Origin of the sequence: Huaxiibacter chinensis, from assembly GCF_022171985.1 — a bacterium.
In the GTDB taxonomy this organism is placed as follows: Bacteria; Pseudomonadota; Gammaproteobacteria; order Enterobacterales; family Enterobacteriaceae; genus Enterobacter; species Enterobacter chinensis_A.
The window spans coordinates 41,141-62,477 of sequence record NZ_JAJVHF010000014.1 but is presented as its reverse complement, the minus strand read 5'-3'; the positions used below and the strand labels follow the sequence as shown (position 1 = coordinate 62,477).

Annotated in this window: 23 protein-coding genes; 18 read left to right on the top strand and 5 right to left on the bottom strand. The window is 57.8% G+C overall.

The features are described from left to right. The first annotated feature begins 16 nt into the window (after nucleotides 1-16). From LZP96_RS20735 to acpT, 13 genes are read left to right on the top strand one after another with little or no spacing between them, the layout of a single operon-like run. Entirely contained in the window at nucleotides 17-556 is a 540-nt protein-coding gene (locus LZP96_RS20735; protein WP_374230161.1) for a COG4648 family protein, read from the top strand. Further along, entirely contained in the window at nucleotides 549-1,913 is a 1,365-nt protein-coding gene (locus tag LZP96_RS20730; protein WP_258926328.1) for a class I adenylate-forming enzyme family protein, read from the top strand. The genes LZP96_RS20735 and LZP96_RS20730 overlap by 8 nt, the downstream gene beginning before the upstream one ends. Beyond that, nucleotides 1,900-2,253, top strand: coding sequence for an ApeI family dehydratase (locus tag LZP96_RS20725; RefSeq protein WP_064327822.1), 354 nt, complete (start codon nucleotides 1,900-1,902; stop codon nucleotides 2,251-2,253). Before LZP96_RS20730 ends, LZP96_RS20725 begins: the two co-directional genes overlap by 14 nt. Then, a complete protein-coding gene (locus LZP96_RS20720) occupies nucleotides 2,244-3,935 on the top strand; it encodes a glycosyltransferase family 2 protein (protein ID WP_258926327.1) in 1,692 nt (563 codons plus the stop codon). Before LZP96_RS20725 ends, LZP96_RS20720 begins: the two co-directional genes overlap by 10 nt. A 3-nt stretch (nucleotides 3,936-3,938) precedes the next feature. Next, nucleotides 3,939-4,361 (top strand): acyl-CoA thioesterase, encoded by a 423-nt coding sequence (locus tag LZP96_RS20715; RefSeq protein WP_064327824.1) that lies wholly within the window; start codon nucleotides 3,939-3,941, stop codon nucleotides 4,359-4,361. Continuing rightward, the gene (locus LZP96_RS20710; RefSeq protein ID WP_258926326.1) at nucleotides 4,358-4,963 is read left to right on the top strand and encodes a LolA family protein; all 606 of its coding nucleotides are present in this window, start codon (nucleotides 4,358-4,360) and stop codon (nucleotides 4,961-4,963) included. Before LZP96_RS20715 ends, LZP96_RS20710 begins: the two co-directional genes overlap by 4 nt. Further along, a complete protein-coding gene (locus LZP96_RS20705) occupies nucleotides 4,932-7,253 on the top strand; it encodes an MMPL family transporter (RefSeq protein WP_258926325.1) in 2,322 nt (773 codons plus the stop codon). Before LZP96_RS20710 ends, LZP96_RS20705 begins: the two co-directional genes overlap by 32 nt. Beyond that, nucleotides 7,253-7,831: a DUF3261 domain-containing protein gene (locus LZP96_RS20700; protein WP_064327827.1), complete on the top strand. Its 579-nt coding sequence runs from the start codon at nucleotides 7,253-7,255 to the stop codon at nucleotides 7,829-7,831. The genes LZP96_RS20705 and LZP96_RS20700 overlap by 1 nt, the downstream gene beginning before the upstream one ends. 1 nt (nucleotide 7,832) lies before the next feature. Continuing rightward, nucleotides 7,833-9,002 carry a beta-ketoacyl-[acyl-carrier-protein] synthase family protein gene (locus LZP96_RS20695; RefSeq protein WP_258926324.1) on the top strand — a complete coding sequence of 390 codons (1,170 nt, stop codon included), beginning with the start codon at nucleotides 7,833-7,835 and terminating at the stop codon, nucleotides 9,000-9,002. After that, entirely contained in the window at nucleotides 8,999-9,472 is a 474-nt protein-coding gene (locus LZP96_RS20690) for a hotdog family protein (RefSeq protein ID WP_064327829.1), read from the top strand. The genes LZP96_RS20695 and LZP96_RS20690 overlap by 4 nt, the downstream gene beginning before the upstream one ends. Further along, nucleotides 9,469-10,200, top strand: coding sequence for a 3-ketoacyl-ACP reductase FabG2 (locus tag LZP96_RS20685; protein WP_064327830.1), 732 nt, complete (start codon nucleotides 9,469-9,471; stop codon nucleotides 10,198-10,200). Before LZP96_RS20690 ends, LZP96_RS20685 begins: the two co-directional genes overlap by 4 nt. Then, nucleotides 10,197-11,426: a beta-ketoacyl-ACP synthase gene (locus LZP96_RS20680; protein ID WP_064327831.1), complete on the top strand. Its 1,230-nt coding sequence runs from the start codon at nucleotides 10,197-10,199 to the stop codon at nucleotides 11,424-11,426. The genes LZP96_RS20685 and LZP96_RS20680 overlap by 4 nt, the downstream gene beginning before the upstream one ends. A gap of 2 nt (nucleotides 11,427-11,428) precedes the next feature. After that, on the top strand, nucleotides 11,429-12,010 hold the full coding sequence (gene acpT / locus LZP96_RS20675; RefSeq protein WP_258926323.1) for a 4'-phosphopantetheinyl transferase AcpT: 582 nt from the start codon (nucleotides 11,429-11,431) through the stop codon (nucleotides 12,008-12,010). 24 nt (nucleotides 12,011-12,034) lie between these two features. Here acpT and LZP96_RS20670 read toward each other — a convergent pair whose 3' ends face one another. Next, complete coding sequence (locus tag LZP96_RS20670) at nucleotides 12,035-12,541, bottom strand: phenolic acid decarboxylase (protein ID WP_258926322.1); 507 nt, start codon at nucleotides 12,539-12,541, stop codon at nucleotides 12,035-12,037. Between the two features lie 98 nt (nucleotides 12,542-12,639). Between LZP96_RS20670 and LZP96_RS20665 the strand changes: the two genes are divergently transcribed. The 3 genes from LZP96_RS20665 (at nucleotide 12,640) to LZP96_RS20655 (ending at nucleotide 15,234) form a co-directional block, all read left to right on the top strand. Next, complete coding sequence (locus LZP96_RS20665) at nucleotides 12,640-13,521, top strand: LysR family transcriptional regulator (protein ID WP_258926321.1); 882 nt, start codon at nucleotides 12,640-12,642, stop codon at nucleotides 13,519-13,521. A 33-nt stretch (nucleotides 13,522-13,554) separates the two neighbouring features. Next, on the top strand, nucleotides 13,555-14,349 hold the full coding sequence (locus LZP96_RS20660; RefSeq protein ID WP_258926320.1) for an SDR family NAD(P)-dependent oxidoreductase: 795 nt from the start codon (nucleotides 13,555-13,557) through the stop codon (nucleotides 14,347-14,349). Between the two features lie 210 nt (nucleotides 14,350-14,559). Next, complete coding sequence (locus tag LZP96_RS20655; protein ID WP_258926319.1) at nucleotides 14,560-15,234, top strand: HAD family hydrolase; 675 nt, start codon at nucleotides 14,560-14,562, stop codon at nucleotides 15,232-15,234. 36 nt (nucleotides 15,235-15,270) lie between these two features. Here LZP96_RS20655 and LZP96_RS20650 read toward each other — a convergent pair whose 3' ends face one another. Continuing rightward, nucleotides 15,271-16,299, bottom strand: coding sequence for a TerC/Alx family metal homeostasis membrane protein (locus tag LZP96_RS20650; protein WP_064327836.1), 1,029 nt, complete (start codon nucleotides 16,297-16,299; stop codon nucleotides 15,271-15,273). 18 nt (nucleotides 16,300-16,317) lie between these two features. Continuing rightward, entirely contained in the window at nucleotides 16,318-17,511 is a 1,194-nt protein-coding gene (locus LZP96_RS20645; protein WP_258926318.1) for a BaiN/RdsA family NAD(P)/FAD-dependent oxidoreductase, read from the bottom strand. 230 nt (nucleotides 17,512-17,741) lie between these two features. Here LZP96_RS20645 and pitA point away from each other — a divergent pair, with 230 nt between their 5' ends. Next, nucleotides 17,742-19,241: an inorganic phosphate transporter PitA gene (pitA, locus tag LZP96_RS20640; protein WP_064327838.1), complete on the top strand. Its 1,500-nt coding sequence runs from the start codon at nucleotides 17,742-17,744 to the stop codon at nucleotides 19,239-19,241. Nucleotides 19,242-19,296: 55 nt separating this feature from the next. Here pitA and uspB read toward each other — a convergent pair whose 3' ends face one another. Next, a complete protein-coding gene (gene uspB / locus LZP96_RS20635) occupies nucleotides 19,297-19,632 on the bottom strand; it encodes a universal stress protein UspB (RefSeq protein ID WP_064327839.1) in 336 nt (111 codons plus the stop codon). A 283-nt stretch (nucleotides 19,633-19,915) separates the two neighbouring features. Here uspB and uspA point away from each other — a divergent pair, with 283 nt between their 5' ends. Next, nucleotides 19,916-20,353: a universal stress protein UspA gene (gene uspA, locus LZP96_RS20630; RefSeq protein WP_003861223.1), complete on the top strand. Its 438-nt coding sequence runs from the start codon at nucleotides 19,916-19,918 to the stop codon at nucleotides 20,351-20,353. Nucleotides 20,354-20,577: 224 nt separating this feature from the next. Here the strand turns inward: uspA and rsmJ are convergent, their stop codons facing one another. Next, the gene (rsmJ, locus tag LZP96_RS20625; RefSeq protein ID WP_258926317.1) at nucleotides 20,578-21,330 is read right to left on the bottom strand and encodes a 16S rRNA (guanine(1516)-N(2))-methyltransferase RsmJ; all 753 of its coding nucleotides are present in this window, start codon (nucleotides 21,328-21,330) and stop codon (nucleotides 20,578-20,580) included. Nucleotides 21,331-21,337: the final 7 nt, after the last annotated feature.

Here is a 21,337-nt window from a genome sequence, read left to right as displayed (position 1 = left end):
GTTACTGACAGGATTAATGCTGCTGGCCTGGCCCTTTCTGATCGGCTTTGGTCTTACGCATAACAGCCTGCACTGGCTGCTGCCGCTTATGGCACTCCTGCTGGTATTACGCCTGCGTCAGGCTCGTCGTCTGACCGGCCCCATGCGCTACGTCATTCAGTGCGTTGCGCTCGCCGGGATCGCGCTCTGTGCAGCAAGCTATCTGTTAAAAGCCCATCAATGGCTACTGCTGTATCCGGTGGTCGTCAACCTGGTGATGCTGGTCGTTTTCGGCGGATCGCTGTGGACATCGATGCCGCTGGTTGAACGTCTGGCCCGTATCCGTGAGCCCCTTTTGCCGCCTGCCGGGGTGCGCTACACGCGACGTGTCACCCAGGTGTGGTGTGGGTTTTTTATCGGGAATGGCGCCATCGCGCTGTTTACCGTTGTCCACGGCGATATGCACCTTTGGACGCTGTGGAACGGTCTGGTCGCCTACCTCCTGATGGGGTCGCTGATGGCAGCGGAGTGGCTGGTACGCCAAAGGGTGATAAAAAAAGAGATGCCGAATGAATAAACCGCCTCTTCCTCTGAGCCAGTGGGTTAATGCGCCTCGCGCGGATAACACGCCCATTGCCTGGCTTGGCGAGCGCACCTGGACGCTTGGCGCGTTACGTCACGACGTAACCCTGCTAATGCATATACTGCGCCAGCAGGAGGGGGAGCGCTGGGCATTATGCTTCGAAAACAGCTATCTGTTTATTGTCGCCCTGCTGGCCACGCTCCACGCCGGGAAGACGCCGGTGATTCCCGGCCACAGCCGCGTCTCGCTTCTGGAAGAACAACGCGGATTATTTGACGGCATCGTAAGCGATCGCACGCTTGGTTTCACTGGCCGGCTGATTGTCGTCGCCGCCTCTCAGGGCGAAGCGGCGCCGTTTGTGCCCTTGCCCGATATTGAGGATTCGCGCGTCATCGAACTCTTTACCTCGGGTTCCACCGGTGCGCCACGCCGGGTGGTCAAACACATCGCCAGCCTCGATCGCGAAGCCGTCCTGCTCGCCACCCGCTTTGGTGAACGTCTTCAGGGCTGCAGCATCGTGGCCTCCGTGGTGCCACAGCATCTCTATGGCCTGACCTTCCGCATCTTTTTACCGATGGCGTCAGGGCTGGAGCTGAACGCCGCCATGCTCTATTACGCTGAACAGCTTGCGGCGCTGCCGCAAAACCGTCGTTACCTGTTTATCAGCAGCCCGGCGTTTCTGAAACGACTCGATACCGATCTGCCTGCACCGCCCGTTGAGATGCTGATCTCCGCAGGGGGAATGCTGCCCTGGGAGGATATTTTCGCCACCCATAGCTGGCTCAACGTCTGGCCGGACGAAATCTATGGCAGTACCGAAACGGGCATTCTGGCATGGCGCCATCGCCAGGAGATGTCTATCCCATGGCTGCCGTTCCCTGACGTGACGTTCATCGCCGAAGAGGAGACCTATCGCGTGACCTCTCCTCTGATTCACGAGGCCGAAGGCCTGTTGCTGGACGATATTCTCCACTTCGACGACAACGGTCAGTTCAACATTGCCGGGCGTCGTGGCCGGGTCGTTAAGATCGAAGAAAAGCGTATTTCCCTGAACGAGATTGAACAACGGCTGCTGGAACTGGAAGGCATCTGCGAAGCCGCCGCCCTGCCCGTCACCCGCGGAGGACGTCAGGGGATCGGCGTCCTGCTGGTGCTGGATGACAAGGCGCGCCAGCGCTGGCAGAAGCGGGGCAAACGCGCACAGGAGTTCGCCTGGCGTCGTGCCCTGCTGCCGTGGCTTGAGCCGGTCGCCGTTCCCCGCTACTGGCGCATCCTTGATGAAATACCGGTCAACACTATGAATAAGCGTGTCTATGCGCAGTTACAGGAGTTTTTTCATGAAGATTCATGAAATCGAGCGCCACCAGGCGCAGCCGCAGCATCTGGACATCGTTTTACATCTCGATCCTGGTCTGTTCTGGTTTAAAGGGCATTTTGCCGCACAGCCCTTGCTGCCCGGTGTCGCCCAGCTCGACTGGGTTATGCATTACGCCACCACATTACTGGCCCCTGAGCACCGGTTTCACAGCATTCAGAACGTCAAATTTCAGGCTCCGCTGTTGCCCGATACCACGGTGACGCTCACTCTCGACTGGGATGCCGGTCGCCAGATTCTGGCCTTCCGTTTTCAGCGTCACGACGGCAGCGAGCGGCATACGGCGAGCAGCGGGAAGATCCGTTTATGTCGTTAACCTTCCGTCCTTGCATCGTGATCCCCTGCTATAACCACGGCGCGATGATGGCGGGCGTACTTGCGCGCCTGACGCCGTTTAACCTGCCCTGTTTCATCGTCGATGACGGCAGTGAGGCGAGCACGCAGCAGGAGCTGACGCGATTGACCGCCGAGCACCCGCAGGTGACCTTGCTCCGGCTCGCCGAAAACGCGGGCAAAGGCATGGCGGTGCTTCAGGGGCTGGAAGCCGCGTCCCGCGCCGGTTTTACCCATGCCGTACAGGTGGACGCCGACGGCCAGCACGCCATTGAAGATATTCCCTCGCTGCTGGCGCTGGCGCAGCACCACCCGGACGACCTGATTTCCGGCCAGCCTGTGTATGACGACTCTATCCCCCGCTCACGCCTGTATGGACGCTGGGTGACGCATATCTGGGTCTGGATTGAAACGTTATCGTTGCAGCTCAAGGACAGCATGTGTGGCTTTCGGGTTTACCCTATCGCCCCAACGCTCTCCCTGGCGCAGCGCGTCGCACTCGGTAAGCGTATGGATTTCGATACCGAAGTGATGGTGCGTCTTTACTGGCAGGGCCACACCAGCCACTTTCTGCCGACCCGCGTCACCTATCCCCAGGATGGGCTGTCTCACTTCGATGCGCTTAAGGACAACATCCGCATTTCGCTGATGCACACCCGGCTGTTTTTCGGCATGCTGCCGCGCATCCCTTCCCTGCTTTTTCGCCATCGTCGTCAACACTGGGCGAAGCAGCAAGAGGTGAAAGGCCTGTGGGGAATGCGCCTGATGCTCCGCGTCTGGCAACTTTTCGGCCGTCGCGCCTTCAACCTGCTTTTATGGCCGGTCATTGGCGTGTACTGGCTCGTCGCCCGCCCGGCGCGTCAGGCGTCGCGGCAGTGGATTGCACAGGTGAAACAGACGCTGACGCAGCGGGAAATGGCCGAGCCGCCGCGGCTGAACAGCTTTTTCCACTTCATGCGCTTTGGTCATGCCATGCTGGATAAAATCGCCAGCTGGCGCGGTGAACTGCAGCTTAATCGCGATATTGTCTTTGCCCCCGGCGCCAGTGACGCGCTTGATATGACGGCCCCACAGGGCAAGCTGTTGCTGGCCTCGCACCTTGGCGACGTGGAAGCCTGCCGCGCCATGGCCCAACGGGAAGGCAGCAAGGTGATTAACGCGCTGGTATTCAGCGATAACGCCCGGCACTTTAAGCAAATCATGGAAGAGATGGCCCCGCAGGCCGGAATTAACCTGATCCCGGTGACCGATATCGGGCCGGAAACCGCGATCGCCATCAAAGAGAAGCTCGATCGCGGCGAATGGGTGGCGATCGTGGGCGATCGCATCGCGGTTAATCCGCAGCGCAATGGCGAATGGCGCGTCATCTGGAGTCCATTTATGGGACGCCTCGCCCCCTTCCCGCAAGGCCCGTTTATTCTGGCCTCTATCTTGCGCTGTCCGGTTTTGCTGATCTTTGCCCTGCGTCAGCAGAAGACCCTGACCATCCACTGCGAAACCTTTGCCGATCCGCTGTTATTGCCGCGCGGTGAACGCCAGCAGGCGTTGCAGCAGGCCGTCGATCGCTACGCCGCGCGGCTGGAACACTACGCGCTTCTGTCGCCGCTCGACTGGTTTAATTTTTTCGATTTCTGGCATCTGCCGGATGCCAAAGAGAAGGAGTAAAGGGTGCTGACCGATCCCCGCTTCACCGCAGAAGTAGAACTGACCGTCCCGTTTCATGATGTCGATATGATGGGCGTGGTCTGGCACGGCAACTATTTCCGTTATTTTGAGGTAGCCCGCGAGGCACTGCTCAATCAGTTTAACTACGGCTATCGCCAGATGAAGGCCTCAGGCTATGTCTGGCCCGTGGTGGACACCCGGGTGAAATACCGCGATGCCGTCACCTTTGAGCAGCGCATCCGCGTGCGTGCCCACATCGAAGAGTTTGAAAACCGTCTGCGCATCGCTTATCAGATTTTCGATGCCCAAAGCGGAAAACGTACCACCACCGGCTACACCATCCAGGTCGCCGTTGAGGAAGCCAGCCGCGAGATGTGTTTTGTCAGCCCGGCGATTTTGTTTGAACGAATGGGAGTGACGCCATGAGATGGTTGACCCTGCTTGCCCTCGTCATCAGCCCGTTCGTCAGTGCGGTTACGCTGGACGAGTTGCAGCAACGCTTTACCGAACAGCCCGTGGTGCGCGCGCACTTTGAACAAACGCGCACCATTAAGGACCTGCCGCAGCCGCTGCGCTCACAGGGCGACATGCTGATTGCCCGCGACAATGGCCTGCTGTGGGATCAAAAATCACCGTTCCCGATGACGCTGCTGCTGGACGATTCGCGCATGGTGCAGGCGATCAATGGCCAGCCACCGCAAACCATTACCGCAGAAAACAACCCGCAGATGTTCCAGTTCAATCATCTTCTGCGCGCCCTGTTCCAGGCCGACCGCAAGGTGCTTGAAGAGAATTTCCGCATCGATTTTACAGACGCTGGCGAAGGGCGCTGGTCGCTGGTCCTGACGCCTGTCACCTCGCCGCTGGATAAGATCTTCGCCACGATGAAACTGGGTGGGGCAACCTATCTGGAGTCTATTGAGCTCAACGATAAGCAGGGCGATCGGACGGATATTCGCCTTTCTCGCCACCAACTGACGCCCGCCAGCCTGACTCATGACGAACGCCAACGCTTTGCAGCCCCGTAAGGCTTTACGCCCGGCGCTGCTGTGGGCCATGGCCTGCCTCATCCTGGCGGGCGTGCTGGTATCGTTGCTGCCCGGCGCACGGCTGAACAGTAGCGTGCTGGCCATGCTGCCAAAACAGACGCTGGGGGCGATCCCCCCGGCGCTCAACGACGGATTTATGCAGCGGCTGGATCGCCAGCTGGTCTGGCTGGTCAGCCCCGGTAAACACCCGGATCCGCGCGTGGCACAACAGTGGCTGACGCTTCTGCAGGGCAGCGCAGCGCTGCACGCGGTGAAAGGCCCGATGGATGCCGCCGGGCAAAAAGCCTGGGGGGAATTCTTCTGGCAGCACCGCAATGGCCTAATCGATCCCGCGACCCGCGCTCGCTTGCAGAACGGCGGTGAAGCGCAAGCCCAGTGGATTTTATCGCAGCTGTACTCGGCGTTTTCGGGCGTCAGCGGCAAAGAGTTGCAAAACGATCCGCTCATGCTGATGCGGGGCTCACAGCTGGCGCTGGCGCAAAACAGCCAAAAGCTGCGGCTGATCGACGGCTGGCTGGTGACCAAAGACAACGCCGGAAACTACTGGTATTTGCTGCACGGTGAGCTGGCCGGTGAATCCTTTGATATGCAGCAAACGCACCGCCTGGTGACCACGCTGCGCTCACTTGAGGCAGAGCTGAAAGCGGGCTATCCGCAGGCTGAATTGCTCTCACGAGGCACCGTTTTTTATAGCGATTACGCCAGCCAGCAGGCGAAGAAAGATATTTCGACTCTGGGAACCGCCACGCTGCTTGGCGTGGTGCTGCTGATTGTGCTGGTGTTCCGTTCGCTGCGCCCCCTGCTCCTGTGCGTCCTTTCTATCGGTGTCGGCGCGCTGGCGGGCACGGTTGCCACGCTGCTGCTGTTTGGCGAGCTGCATCTGATGACGCTGGTGATGAGCATGAGCATTATCGGCATCTCGGCGGATTACACGCTCTACTACCTGACCGAAAGGATGGTACACGGCGCAGAACAGTCGCCGTGGCAAAGCCTGGCGAAGGTCCGTCACGCGCTGCTGCTGGCCCTGCTGACCACCGTCGCCGCGTATATGATCATGATGCTTGCCCCCTTCCCTGGGATTCGCCAGATGGCGGTGTTCGCCGCCGTGGGGCTAAGCGCGTCCTGTCTGACGGTGATTTTCTGGCACCCGTGGTTATGCCGTGGGCTGCCGGTGCGTCCGGTGCCCGCGATGGTGGTGATGCTGCGCTGGCTCGCCGCGTGGCGTCGGGAGAAAAAACTCATCATCGGCCTGCCTCTTGCGCTGGCCCTGGTCTCCCTTGTGGGCATCGTTCATCTGCGGGTGGATGATGATATCGCCCAGCTTCAGGCGCTGCCGCAGGCGATTCTCGCCCAGGAAAAAGCCATAACGGCCCTGACGGGGCAAAGCGTTGATCAAAAATGGTTTGTGGTGCATGGCGCATCGGCCCAGCAAACGCTGGAGCGGCTCGAAGCCTTTACCTCCGCGCTGGCACAGGCACAACAAGCCGGGGCGCTAAAAGCCTGGCGCACGCTGCCGCTGAACTCGCTTAAGCGGCAGCAAAGCGACCTGGCCCTGCTGCAAAACGCCGCGCCAGCCGTGATAAAGGTCCTGCAAAGCGCGGGGCTGCGCACCGTTTCACCCGCGTTGTCTGCCATGCCCGTTACCGTGGAGGCGTGGCTCGCCAGCCCGGCCAGCGAAGGCTGGCGCTTGCTCTGGCTGACGCTGCCTGGCGGAGAAAGCGGCGTGCTTGTTCCCGTGGACGGCGTTAAAAACAGCGCGGCGCTCGGCCGCCTTGCCGAAACGCACCAGGGCGTGGTGTGGGTGGATCGTAAGGCAAGCTTCGACACGCTTTTTGCCCTGTATCGTTCCATCCTGACCGGCCTGCTGGTGGTCGCCCTGGCGGTCATTGGTTGCGGGGCAATTGTGCGCCTTGGCTGGCGTAAGGGCTCGATCAGTTTGATTCCGTCCGTCCTGTCGCTTGGCTGCGGGCTTGCCGCGCTGGCGGCCAGCGGCCATCCGGTGAATCTCTTTTCCCTGCTGGCGCTGGTGCTGGTGCTGGGCATTGGCGTCAACTACACCCTGTTCTTCAGTAACCCTCGCGGCACGCCGCTCACCTCCATGCTGGCGGTCACGCTGGCGATGATCACCACGTTGCTGACGCTGGGTATGCTGGTCTTCAGCGCCACGCAGGCTATCAGCAGTTTCGGGATTGTGCTGGTCAGCGGTATTTTCACCGCCTTCCTGCTTGCCCCGCTGGCGATGCCCGCGAAAAGAGAGAGAAAACGATGATGACCCATTTTGGCCGCGCCGTGGCGCTGGCGGCCGCCCTGCTCCTGGCGGGCTGCAGCCACTCAAATAACAGTGACAGCACGCGTCCGCAGGCCTGGCTACAACCCGGCACAAAAGTGACGCTTCCCCCACCGGGGATCGCACCGGCGGTAAATTCTCAGCAACTCCTGACCGGCAGCTTTAACGGGCAAACCCAGTCACTGCTGGTGATGCTTAACGCCGATGCCCATAAAGTGACGCTCGCCGGGCTCTCCTCGGTGGGCATTCGCTTATTCCTGGCAACCTATGACGACACGGGCATTCATACCGAACAGTCGATTATCGTGCCACAGCTGCCGCCCGCCAGTCAGGTGTTAGCCGATGTGATGCTCAGCCACTGGCCGCTCAGCGCCTGGCAGCCGCAGTTGCCCAAAGGCTGGACGCTGAAGGACAAGGGCGATCGTCGCGAGCTGCGTAACCCACGCGGCGCGCTGGTGACGGAAATCGTCTACCTGCAGCGCAACGGCAAGCGCGAGCCGATCAGTATTGAGCAGCACGTGTTTAAGTACCACATCACCATTCAATACCTGGGTGACTGAGATGATTTACATTTCTGCGGTTGGCATGGTCAACGCACTGGGCAATTCGGCTGACGAAATAGCCCGTAACCTCACGGCAGGCATTGCGCCGGGTATGCGCAGCCGCAGCGGCTGGCTGCAGGGCTGCCCGGATGCGGTGCTGGGCGGCGTTGAGGGCGAATTGCCCCTCATCCCCGACGAGATGGCGGCGCACCGGACCCGCAACAACCAGCTGCTGCTGGCCGCGCTGGCTCAGATTCAGTCTGACGTCGATGCCGCCATTGCCCGCGTGGGCCGCGATCGGGTGGCGGTTGTGCTGGGCACCAGCACCTCCGGCCTGGATGAGGGCGATACGCACGTCAGGTTATCCCTGAAGGGCGAAGCAAGCCCGGCATGGCAGTATCCTCAGCAGGAGCTGGGCGATCCGTCGCGCTTTCTGGCGAAATGGCTGGCGCTGGAAGGCCCGGCGTACACTATTTCGACCGCCTGCTCATCCAGCGCCCGGGCGATCGTCAGCGGACAACGGCTGATTGACGCGGGGCTGGTCGATATTGCGCTTGTCGGCGGGGCGGATACCCTCAGCCGTATGCCGGTTAACGGATTTAACAGCCTTGAAGCGCTGTCGCCGACGCTCTGTGAACCTTTCGGGCGTGACCGTCGCGGTATCACCATTGGTGAAGGCGCAGCGTTAATGATCCTCACCCGTGAGCCGCAGCCCGTCGCGCTCCTGGGCACGGGAGAATCCAGCGATGCCTGGCATATCTCAGCGCCCCATCCGCAGGGAGAAGGGGCGATTCGCGCCATTCATCAGGCACTGCGGGAAGCGCGCCTGCAGCCTGCCGACGTGGGGTATATCAACCTTCACGGCACGGCCACGCCGCTGAACGATCAGATAGAGTCTCAGGTGATTCACGATCTCTTTGGCGAGCAGGTACCCTGCAGTTCAACCAAACATTTAACCGGCCACACGCTGGGTGCGGCAGGCATCACCGAAGCGGCGCTGAGCTGGCTTATCCTGTCGCGCAACCTGCCGTTGCCGCCGCAGGATTTTGGCCGTTACGCGCCTGACGCCACGCTGCCGCCTTGCGGAATTTTGTCTCAGCCTGAGCGGCTGGAAAAACCGGTGATTTTGTCTAACTCGTTCGCGTTTGGCGGCAATAACGCCAGCATTCTGCTGGGGAGAGTGTCATGACCTTTTTATCACCGGGAGAATATCTCCCTCACGACGCGCCAATGATGCTGCTGGGATCAGTAGAGAACGTGACGGAAGAGAGCGCCGTGTGCCGCGTCACCGTCAATGCGCAGAGCGTTCTCGCCCCGTTTTTAAACGCCGATGGCGATCTGCCCGGCTGGTATGCGCTGGAGCTGATGGCCCAGACCGTGGGCGTCTGGTCCGGCTGGCATCGTCAGCAGGACGGCAAGGCGCATATCGCGCTGGGTATGGTGCTGGGCGCGCGCGAACTGGTCTGTGCCGAAGGGCGTTTTATCGCGGGTACGACCTTAACGATTACCGTCAGGCTGCTGATGCAGGATGCGCGTTTTGGCAGCTTTGAATGCGCCATTACCGCCGGTGACGCCACGCTGGCAACCGGCCGCGTGAACACCTTCCAGCCCAGCGCGGAAGAACTTACTTCACTTTTTAATCAGGGATCTCGGACATGAGTCGTTCCGTTCTGGTCACCGGGGCCAGCAAAGGCATTGGTCGTGCCATCGCCCGCCAGCTTGCAGCTGACGGATTTACTATTGGCGTGCATTACCATCGCGATGCCGCAGGTGCCCGGCAGACGCTGGAGGCGATCGTCGCGGCGGGCGGCCAGGGTCGCCTGCTCTCCTTTGACGTGGGTAACCGGGCCGAGTGCCTTGCGGTACTGGAGCAGGAGATCGACACGCACGGCGCCTGGTATGGCGTGGTCAGCAACGCGGGGATCGCCCGCGACGGCGCGTTTCCCGCCCTCAGCGAAGACGACTGGGATAGCGTTATTCACACCAACCTCGACAGCTTCTATAACGTCATTCACCCCTGCATCATGCCGATGATTGGCACCCGTAAAGGAGGACGTATCATCACGTTATCCTCCGTCTCCGGCATAATGGGCAACCGCGGTCAGGTGAACTACAGCGCGGCGAAGGCCGGAATTATTGGCGCAACCAAAGCGCTGGCGATTGAACTGGCGAAGCGAAAAATCACCGTTAACTGCATTGCGCCCGGGTTGATTGACACCGGAATGATCGAGATGGAAGAAGCCGCGCTCAAAGAAGCGATGTCCATCATCCCGATGAAGCGCATGGGTCAGGCGGAAGAAGTGGCGGGTCTGGCCAGCTATCTGATGTCGGATATAGCGGGCTATGTCACCCGCCAGGTGATTTCTGTTAACGGAGGCATGCTATGACACGCCGCGTGGTCATTACAGGCATGGGCGGCGTGACCGCGTTTGGCGAGGACTGGCAATCCGTCTCCGCAAGGCTGCTGACGTATGAAAATGCAGTGCGAAAAATGCCGGAGTGGCAGGTCTACGCTGGCCTGCATACCCTGCTCGGCGCGCCAATCGATGATTTTAGCCTGCCGGAACACTATACCCGCAAACGCATCCGCTCCATGGGCCGCGTGTCGCTGATGTCGACCCGCGCCAGCGAGCTGGCGCTGGAGCAGGCCGGGCTGATTGGCGATCCGGTCCTGACCAATGGAGAGACGGGCATCGCCTACGGCTCCTCTACCGGCAGCACCGGCCCGGTGAGCGAATTTGCCACCATGCTGACCGAAAAGCATACCAATAACATCACGGGCACGACCTATGTGCAGATGATGCCGCATACCACGGCAGTGAACACCGGGTTATTCTTTGGTCTGCGAGGACGCGTTATCCCGACCTCCAGCGCGTGTACGTCCGGCAGCCAGGCGATTGGCTATGCCTGGGAGGCGATCCGCCACGGCTATCAAACCGTCATGGTAGCGGGTGGCGCAGAAGAGCTGTGTCCGTCAGAAGCGGCGGTATTTGATACGCTCTTTGCCACCAGCCAGCGCAACGCGTCGCCAAAAACCACCCCTTCGCCGTTTGATACCCAGCGCGATGGGCTGGTCATTGGCGAAGGCGCGGGGACTCTGGTTCTGGAGGAGCTGGAGCATGCGAAAGCGCGAGGGGCGACCATCTACGGGGAAATTGTCGGGTTCTCAACTAACTGCGACGCGGCGCATATTACCCAACCCCAGCGGGAAACGATGCAAATCTGCATGGAACAGTCGCTGAAAATGGCCGGATTGAGCGCCAGGGATATAGGTTACATTTCGGCGCACGGTACCGCCACCGATCGGGGTGATATTGCTGAGAGCCAGGCGACCGCTGCGATTTACGCGGATAACGTGCCGGTGTCATCGCTGAAAAGCTATTTTGGCCATACTCTGGGTGCTTGCGGCGCGCTGGAAGCCTGGATGAGCCTGCAAATGATGCGCGAAGGCTGGTTCGCCCCAACCCTCAATTTACGTCAACCCGATGAGCAATGCGGCGCTTTAGATTATATTATGGGTGAAGCCCGTCAAATCGACTGCGAGTATCTGCAAAGCAATAACTTTGCTTTCGGCGGCATAAATACCTCCATCATCATCAAACGCTGGGCCTAACTATGTACCAGTTTATACTGGGAAAAATCTCGACACTGAGCGCCGGGCCTGTGGCATCTGCGCTTGCAGAGCAGGCACCGCAAGGTGCACGACGTTCGCCCTGGCTTGCCGGCCGGGCGCTGCTCGCCCATGCTTCATCCCCCCTGCCCCTGCCTGAAATCGTACTGGGCGATCAGGGAAAGCCAGCCTTTGTCGATGACAATCCGTTCTGGTTTAACCTGAGTCATAGCGGAGATGACATTGCCTTGTTCATCAGCGATCGGGGTGAGGTGGGCTGCGATATTGAAGTGGTTCGCCCGCGCGAAAACTGGCAGGCTCTGGCCAATGCCGTTTTCAGCGTAGCGGAACATCAGGAGCTGGAACGTGAAGCGCCGGGTGATAAACTCCCGGCGTTTTGGCGGATCTGGACGCGTAAAGAAGCGATCGTGAAACAGCGCGGTGGCAGTGCCTGGCAGATTGTCAGCGTCGACAGCGCCGCCACGCAATTGCATTCCGTCAGCCATATCGCATTTGGTTCACTAAGCCTGGCGGTCTGTACTCCTACGCCGTTTACCCTCACGTCCGATCTTATTGCCCACCTGTAAGGGGTGTCAGCGGCTTCCCGACGCTTATTTTAAATTTTCCGGGAAGTTCTCTGGCAGCTCGCTGGCGGCACGGTCGATCACGCTCTCATTGTTTGCGCCACAGTTGCGTACAAAGGTAATGGTGGCGAATTCATCAATGACCTCCGTTGGGTAAGCCGGACCCGCATCACGATATGCATTCATTTGCGGAATGTGATCGTTCTGGAAGCAGACCGTTTTTTCAGGGTTATTCATCACCCAGCGCGGGAAGAAAATGGTGCCGTGGAACAGTTTATCCCCCAGGTTAACAATCAGGCTGACGTCTGTCCCGGTGGGCTCAGTCCAGGAGATTTTGTAGATGCTCTCCCCAACACGCACAATGTAAGCCTGCTGGTCTTTCACCCAACGATTTGCCACCAGCCCGCTGTGAATACGGTAGTCGAGGGTGTTTTCATTTTTAACGTAAATTTCATAGTTCCAGCCGTTGTCATAGGTATACACCAGATGTTTACCCACGAAGCCGCTCAGGTCATGTTTGTCGAAAGTGTTCATAAATCCCTCCTTTGTTTTGATGAAACGATCGTACCCCTTTAAAAAATGGATGAATAACGCTAAGTTTGAATCAAATACATCCAATTTTTAGATGAGTTATGCATAAAACGACGCTTGAGCAGTGGGCGCTTCTGGAGAAAGTGACCGAACTGGGGAGTTTTGCGCGCGCGGCGGAAGAGACGCACCGCAGCCAGTCTTCTGTGAGCTACAACCTGTCTGTCTTGCAGGAACGACTCGGAGTAGCGCTGCTGGTGCCGGAGGGACGACGTGCGGTGCTGACGCCTGCCGGAGAATTGCTGCTCAATCAGGTCAAGCCTCTCCTGAAGGCGTTCTCATATGTGGAAACCCGCGCCGCGACCCTGCGCAGCGGCATGCGTACCCGCCTTGACCTGGTGGTGGATAGCATCTTTCCCCGTCGACGCCTTTTCGCCATCCTGCGTCAGTTTCAGAGCCGCTATCCGCAGACGCAGGTGCGGCTGACGGAGGTGCTGGAAAATGCCCGCATGGATGCTGCCAGCAGCGAAGCGGACGTCATGGTGCTCACCCGCCGCCAGGACATTACCGGCCTGGGAGAGTGGCTGATGAATATCGATTTTGTCGCCGTCGCCCACCGGGATCACCCCCTTTTCTCGCTTGATACGCCCCTCAATGACGATCTTCTTCATCGTTGGCCGCTGATACAAATCGCCGACAGCGCGGCCTCCGGGCAGGCGGCCGGAGAGTCATGGACATTTTCGACCATTGATGCGGCCATCGAGGCCGTGATGTATCAGGTGGGCTATGGATGGCTGCCGGAGGAGCGCATTCAGAGCCAGCTGGATCAGGGGATATTGCGCGTTCTCCCGCTCAGCCACGGTATTCGTCGCGCCACGCCGCTGCATCTCATTGTGAAGCGCACGTTGGTCCCGATGGATGAGCAGGTCGAAACCCTGCTGAGCCTGTTTAATCAGCCGCCGGAAACCTCACCTGCTACGCTTTAAGGTCTGAACTTTTCACATCAAAAGGAACAGACCATGAAAATCGATCTTACGGGGAAAGTGGCCTTAGTGACCGCGTCAACGGGGGGAATTGGATTCGCCATTGCGCGTGGGCTGGCGGAAAGCGGGGCAGCCATTATTCTCAACGGGCGCAGCACAGAGTCCGTTAACAGAGGTATCCAGCATCTTCAGCAGGTGATACCGGGCGTTGACGTACGTGCCGCGATTGCCGATTTGTCCACGCCGGAAGAGGTGGAATCGCTGCTTAAGGTAGCGTCGGGCGTCGATATTCTGGTGAATAACGCCGGGATTTATGGCCCGCAGGATTTTTATTCGACCGATGACGAGACCTGGAATAACTACTGGCAAACCAACGTGATGTCCGGTGTGCGTCTTTCGCGCGCCCTGTTGCCCGGCATGGTAAAAAAGGGCTGGGGACGGGTCGTGTTTATCTCGTCAGAATCGGCGCGCAATATTCCCGCCGATATGATTCATTACGGCGTGACCAAAACGGCACAGCTCTCACTGGCACGCGGGCTGGCCAAATTTGTTGCAGGCAGCGGCGTCACGGTAAACAGCGTCCTGCCGGGGCCGACGATGTCGGACGGTTTTGCCGATATGATGAAAGAAGAGATGGAAAAAACCGGCAAATCCCTTGAGCAGCTGGCCAAAGAGTTTGTGATGGCGCATCGTCCGAGTTCGGTTATTCAGCGAGCGGCGACGGTCGAGGAAGTGGCCAGTATGGTGGTGTACGTCTGTTCGCCTCAGGCCTCTGCGACCTCTGGCGCGGCGCTACGCGTCGATGGCGGCGTCGTGGACGATATTATTTAAGCCCTTCCGCCCGTCACCCGGCGGGCGGTTATGAAGTGCGGGGGTGGCGATAATATCGTCAGCTCATTTTTATCCCATCGATATCGAGTCTAAAATCGGACTCCCCTTCTCACTCACAAGAATGAGAAAAAAAGCGCCCGGTTATAAGGACTGACGGGGCAAAACAGGTAAACTAATGAGCAGAATATGTATTTCAGCTAAGACATTTTTATGACCAATATGATTGCCGATGAAACAGTGGCGAAATCCAAAGTCTTGTCAGTCTTTGACTTTGATGGAACCCTGACGCATCACGACAGCTTTATTCCCTTCCTGCGTTTTGCCTTTGGTAAACGCTATTTTGCCGGACGCCTGGTGCGTATGGCGCTGCCGACGCTCCACTGCGTGCGCCGCAAGCTGACCCGTGATGAACTGAAAGAAGTGCTGATCAGAACGTTTCTGACGGGCGTTGATGAACGCTGGATGCGCCAGCAGGCAGAGATGTTTTGTGAAAAATACTGGAACAAGCTGATGCGGCCTGCCGGGGTCATGGCGGTGGCGGCGGAAGTCAATTCCGGTGCGGAAGTGACGATCTGTTCGGCCTCTCCGGCCCTGGTGTTACAGCCCTGGGCGGATAAACTGGGTATTAAGCTGATTGGCACCCAGCTGGAAGTGAAGGACGGCAAGCTTACCGGGCGTATTACCGGCCATAACTGCCGGTGTGCCCAGAAGGTCGCCAGACTGGAGAGCGTCTACGGCGATCTCAATGATTATCACCTGCGCGCCTGGGGCGACACGCGTGGCGACCACGAACTGCTGGCCGCCGCGCAAGATCCGCACTGGCGGCATTTCCACCCGCCAAAAGCACGCCGGAACTCCCCGCTGAAAAAATCAGGTGCGGCCTGATGCCCTGGCCCTCTCCCTTGGGAGAGGGCGCGGCGATTAGTGTGCTTCCCGTTTTCCCGGGAACATCACGCTGGCAATAATCCCCAACGCCAGAACACCCAGTACCACAAACAGGCTGGCGGTGGCGGAGATGCTAAAGCCATGGTGCCAGAAGTGATCGGTCGCATTCAGCCCCAGCTTAAACGCCACAAAGAACAGCAACAGCACGACGGCCTTTTCAAGATGGACCAGGTATTGCTTCAGCGCTTCAAGCACAAAGTAAAGTGTACGCAGACCGAGAATGGCGAACATCATCGCGCTGTATATGATTAACGGTTCACGGCTGACGGCGATAATGGCCGGCACGGAGTCAAAGGCAAACATCACGTCCGACAGTTCAACGACCGCCACGCACAGCAGCAAGGGGGTGGCATATCGCTTTGCTTTCTTCACGCGGCCCACCATGACGTCCTGGTTTTCCGGTTTTTCCAGCTCCGCATCGACCTCTTTCTGACTCAGAATAAAGGCATTGCTGCCGATTTTGGGCCAGACTGGATAGAAGCGTTTTACCAGCCGATACGCCAGATGGTTGGAATAATCTTCAACCTCGTCACTCTCTTCGTTGCGTCTGAGCATCATCACGGCGGTCCAGCCGACCACAATGGCGAAGATCACCTCGACATACGGCCCAAGGCTTAACAGGCTGGTTCCGATGGCGACAAAAATCCCGCGGAAGACAATCGCCCCCAGCACGCCCCAGTACAAGATACGGTGACGATACTTATCCGGTACGCCAAACCAGGCAAAGATAGCCATCATCACAAACAGATTATCAACCGACAGCACCTCTTCTAACGCATACCCCGTCAGGAACAGGCTCGCCACCTCGGCGCCGTGGTGAACGTACAGGAACCCCGCGAAGGCCATCGCCATCAGGATCCAAAAAACGGACCACATCGCGGCGCTTTTCAGCGAAATCGGTTTATCGTGACGGTGCATAAAGAGGTCGATAAACATCGCCCCAACCGCCATTACTACAAATACAACAACGGTTTCCGTCGGGAAACCGAGATGAGCAGATGCCATAAAAACGTTCCTTTCTGATTAATCTGTTGCCAGCGCCTGCGCACAGGCCCAGGCGCTGGCCCAGGCCCACTGGAAGTTATAGCCGCCGAGCCAGCCGGTCACATCCATCACTTCACCAATAAAATAGAGCCCCGGTACGTTGCGGGCCTCCATGGTGCGTGAAGAGAGTTCGTCGGTATCCACGCCGCCCAGGGTGACTTCCGCCGTTCGGTAACCTTCGGTCCCGTTTGGCTGTACGCGCCACTGGGTCAATGTCTCGACCAGGGCGTGTTGTTCGCGGGTATTCAACTGCCTGAGCGTGACGTCCGGAATCTGTCCCAGCAGTTGCAAACACTCAATCAGCCGCTTCGGCAGCTGCATCGCCAGCGTATTTTTCAGGCTTTGATTCGGGTGCGCTGCCCGTTGTTCGTCAAGGAAGCTCTCCAGATTGCAGTCTGGCACTAAATTGACCGTAACGTATTCACCGGGTCGCCAGTAGCTGGAAATTTGCAGCACGGCGGGGCCGGACAGCCCGCGATGGGTGAAAAGGAAGTTTTCGCGGAAAACGGTCCCGTCTTCGGCGGTAATGGTGGAGGCAACGGAGACCCCGGAGAGCGTCTGAAGCTGCTCAAGGAGCGGTTTGTGCAGCGTAAAGGGCACCAGACCCGCGCGCGTCGGCAGCACCTTAAGGCCAAACTGCTCGGCAATTTTATAGCCAAACGGCGTCGCGCCAAGGCCCGGCATCGACAGCCCACCGCTGGCGATAACCAGATTCTCGGCGCTGACCGTATCACCGTTCAACTCCAGGGTATAGCCGTTTTCGTCACGGGAGACCGCCAGCACTTCGGAACGCAGACGCATCGTGACGCCGCCCTTCCCGCACTCGGCCACCAGCATGTCGACAATCTGCTGAGCAGAATCATCACAGAAAAGCTGGCCCAGCGTTTTTTCATGCCAGGCGATGCCATATTTATTGACGAGGTCAATGAAATCCCACTGGGTATAACGCGCCAGCGCAGATTTACAAAAATGTCGGTTTTGACTCAAATACGCCGCCGGCTCGACATACATATTGGTGAAGTTGCAGCGTCCGCCGCCGGACATCAGGATCTTGCGCCCAGGTTTTTTACCATTATCCACCAGCAGCACCCGGCGACCCGCCTGCCCAGCCATGGCTGCACAAAACATACCCGCCGCTCCGGCGCCAATTACCACGGCATCAAACCTTTCCACGTCTAAATCCTCTTGTTTTCGTGGCGCGAATTGTAAAGTTTCCTCTGTGGTCACACCAGCGCAAATATCCGAGATCGCAGTCATTTAATTGAAATATAAAATATATTTCTTTACTTGATGCAGACAAAGCAGAAGGAATATCAAAAAAAAGCTATATTTCACTTTGCCCGTTGCGCATTTGTCCTGGATAATGCGCCGCGTTCATGTCCTCCAAAATGGCGTAACGTCCTATGCTACATTTGTTTGCTGGTCTGGATTTACATACCGGGCTTTTACTTTTGCTTGCTCTGGCATTTGTCTTGTTCTACGAAGCGATCAATGGCTTCCACGACACGGCAAACGCAGTCGCAACGGTTATCTACACTCGCGCACTGCGATCGCAAGTCGCGGTTGTGATGGCCGCTGTGTTTAACTTCTTTGGTGTGCTTCTTGGTGGTCTAAGCGTAGCCTACGCCATCGTTCATATGCTGCCGACAGACCTTCTCCTGAACATGAGTTCAGCCCACGGTCTGGCAATGGTCTTTTCCATGCTGCTTGCTGCGATTATCTGGAACCTCGGTACCTGGTATTTCGGCCTGCCCGCATCCAGTTCTCATACGCTGATCGGCGCAATTATCGGTATCGGGTTAACCAACGCCCTGATGACCGGCACTTCTGTCGTGGATGCGCTGAACATCCCTAAAGTTTTGGGTATTTTCGGTTCTCTGATTGTCTCCCCTATCGTCGGTCTGGTTGTTGCGGGTGGATTAATTTTCATTCTGCGTCGCTACTGGAGCGGAACCAAAAAACGCGCCCGTATTCACCTGACGCCTGCAGAACGTGAAAAGAAAGACGGTAAGAAAAAGCCGCCATTCTGGACCCGGATTGCCCTGATCCTCTCCGCCATTGGCGTCGCATTCTCTCATGGTGCGAACGATGGTCAGAAAGGCATTGGCCTGGTTATGCTGGTGCTGATTGGTGTTGCTCCGGCAGGTTTCGTGGTGAACATGAATGCCTCCGGCTATGAAATCACCCGTACCCGTGATGCGATCAACAACGTCGAAGTCTATTTCCAGCAGCACCCTGCGCTGGTGAAGAAAGCGACCGGCGTGGATCAGCTGATTCCTTCTCCTGAAGCGGGCGCCGCCACGGCACCAGGCGAGTTCCATTGCCATCCGGCAAATGCGATTAACGCGCTGGAACGTGCGAAAAACATGCTGGGCGATATCGAAAGCTACGACAAATTATCCGTGGATCAACGCGGTCAGCTGCGCCGCATTATGCTGTGCATCTCTGACGTTACGGATAAAGTCGGCAAGCTGCCGGATGTGAGTGCTGACGACAAACGTCTGCTGAAGAAACTGAAAGGCGATATGCTCAATACCATTGAGTACGCGCCAATCTGGATCATCATGGCTGTCGCTCTGGCACTGGGTATCGGTACGATGATTGGCTGGCGTCGTGTGGCGACCACCATCGGCGAGAAGATTGGTAAGAAAGGGATGACGTATGCGCAAGGCATGTCCGCGCAGATGACAGCCGCTGTCTCTATCGGTCTGGCAAGCTATACCGGTATGCCGGTTTCCACCACGCACGTCCTCTCCTCCTCGGTAGCCGGGACGATGATTGTTGACGGTGGCGGTCTGCAGCGCAAAACCGTGACCAACATTCTGATGGCCTGGGTATTTACGCTCCCGGCCTCTATTTTGTTGTCAGGTGGTTTGTACTGGATTGCGTTAAAGCTGATTTAATCGGTTGAGCACGCCAAAAAAGCGGGTCAGGAAACTGACCCGCTTTTTTTTGTCCTCAGTGCCAAATCATCAGTGCGATCATGCTCACCACCACCAGGCCGCACAACGCACTGGTTAAGATGAACTGACCGCGCAGACGCTCGCAACGACGGATAAATTCGTCGTCATGATGGTCGCGATAGCGCTGGTAATAGATGTATCCCACCAGACGCATCTGTTTGCTGGGCTGTCCATGCGATGTGAAGAAGCCTCCACCATCCACATACTGATAAAGCAACGGATCGCAACCACGAAGTACCACTAACAGCGCACGTAACGACGAGAAATAGCGCGCCATATTCACTATGCAAATCACACATAAAGCCCAAAACAATGCGACGGTGCTAATCATACTTCCTCCCCGGCGTCCGCCCACGAAGCAAGGCTTCTGGACAACCGCACTCCAATGCCCTGACAGACAGTTCAGTGAAAGAATGACAAAAGTCGAGCGGGTTCACGTTTAATTATCCGAACGGCTCTTTAAATAGTGTAGGAGATCCCTTAATTTTTTTGCCACAAGGATAATCGTTATCAATACCAAAGCTTGAAAAATATGGTTTACTGGGTCGTAATAAAGGCAGATAGGCGATGGCTTAACACGTTAGCCATCGATAACTTAAGGAAGGAGTAACACTATGGCTTACAAACACATTCTCATCGCGGTAGACCTCTCCCCTGAGAGCAAAGTGCTGGTTGATAAAGCGGTATCCATGGCACGCCCCTACAACGCGAAAGTTTCGTTGATTCACGTTGACGTGAATTACTCCGATCTCTACACCGGCCTTATCGACGTCAATCTTGGCGATATGCAGAAACGCATTTCCGAAGAGACGCATCATGCGTTATCTGAGCTGTCCACCAACGCAGGTTACCCTATTACCGAAACCTTAAGCGGCAGCGGCGATCTGGGCCAGGTGCTGGTCGATGCGATTAAAAAATACGATATGGATCTGGTGGTGTGTGGTCATCATCAGGACTTCTGGAGCAAGCTGATGTCTTCAGCGCGCCAGCTGATTAACACCGTTCACGTGGATATGCTGATTGTCCCGCTGCGTGACGAAGAAGACGAGTAAGTTGAGTTTCCCTCACCCTAACCCTCTCCCAAAGGGAGAGGGAACCGATCGAGCCTGACTTCTGTCTGGAAAGAGCGCCCCCTAATCGCCCCGCTGAACGGGATTGAGTGAGGGCACTGCACTCGCCCCGCTGCACGGGAATATGTGAGGGCACTACTCGAGCCCCTCTCCCTGTGGGAGAGGGGTTGGGGTGAGGGCATCAGACCGCACCCCCCCCATTCGCGCTATTCCGGCGTCCCCGAATAAATATCAAACCGGTGCCCTTTCGTCACCACCGCATTGGTCGTCGCCACCTCCGCTAACGGCGGCGCATAGTCCGGGCGTTTCACTACCACGCGTTTGGTCGCCAGCTGACGCGCAGGCAACAGTAAACCATCGGCATCCAGATCGGGCCCTACCAGCGACTGAAACACGCGCATCTCTTTTTTCACCAGCGCACTTTTCTGCTTATGCGGGAACATAGGATCCAGATAAACCACCTGCGGGCGAGGCGTGATATCCGTCAGGGCCGTCAGGCTTGAGGCGTGTATCAGCTGTAAGCGTGTCTGCAGCCACGGTCCAATGTCCGGGTCGGCATAACCGCGCCGCAGGCCGTCGTCGAGCAGTGCCGCCACCACCGGATGACGTTCCAGCATGCGCACATGACAGCCGACAGAGGCCAGCACAAACGCGTCGCGCCCCAGGCCCGCCGTAGCATCCACCACGTCCGGGAGATAGCTGCCTTTTACGCCAACGGCTTTTGCCACGGCTTCTCCACGCCCGCCGCCAAACTTACGACGATGGGCCATCGCGCCGCCGACGAAATCGACATAGATACCGCCGAGCTTAGGCTCATCACGCTTACGAAGCTCCAGATGCGTCGGTGTCATCACCAGCGCCATCAGGTTATCTTCATCGTGCTCCAGCTCCCAGCGGGCCGCCAGAACAGATAAGGCGCCGTCTCCGGCGCCCGTTTCATCTACTAAGTGAATCTTCACGAATCAA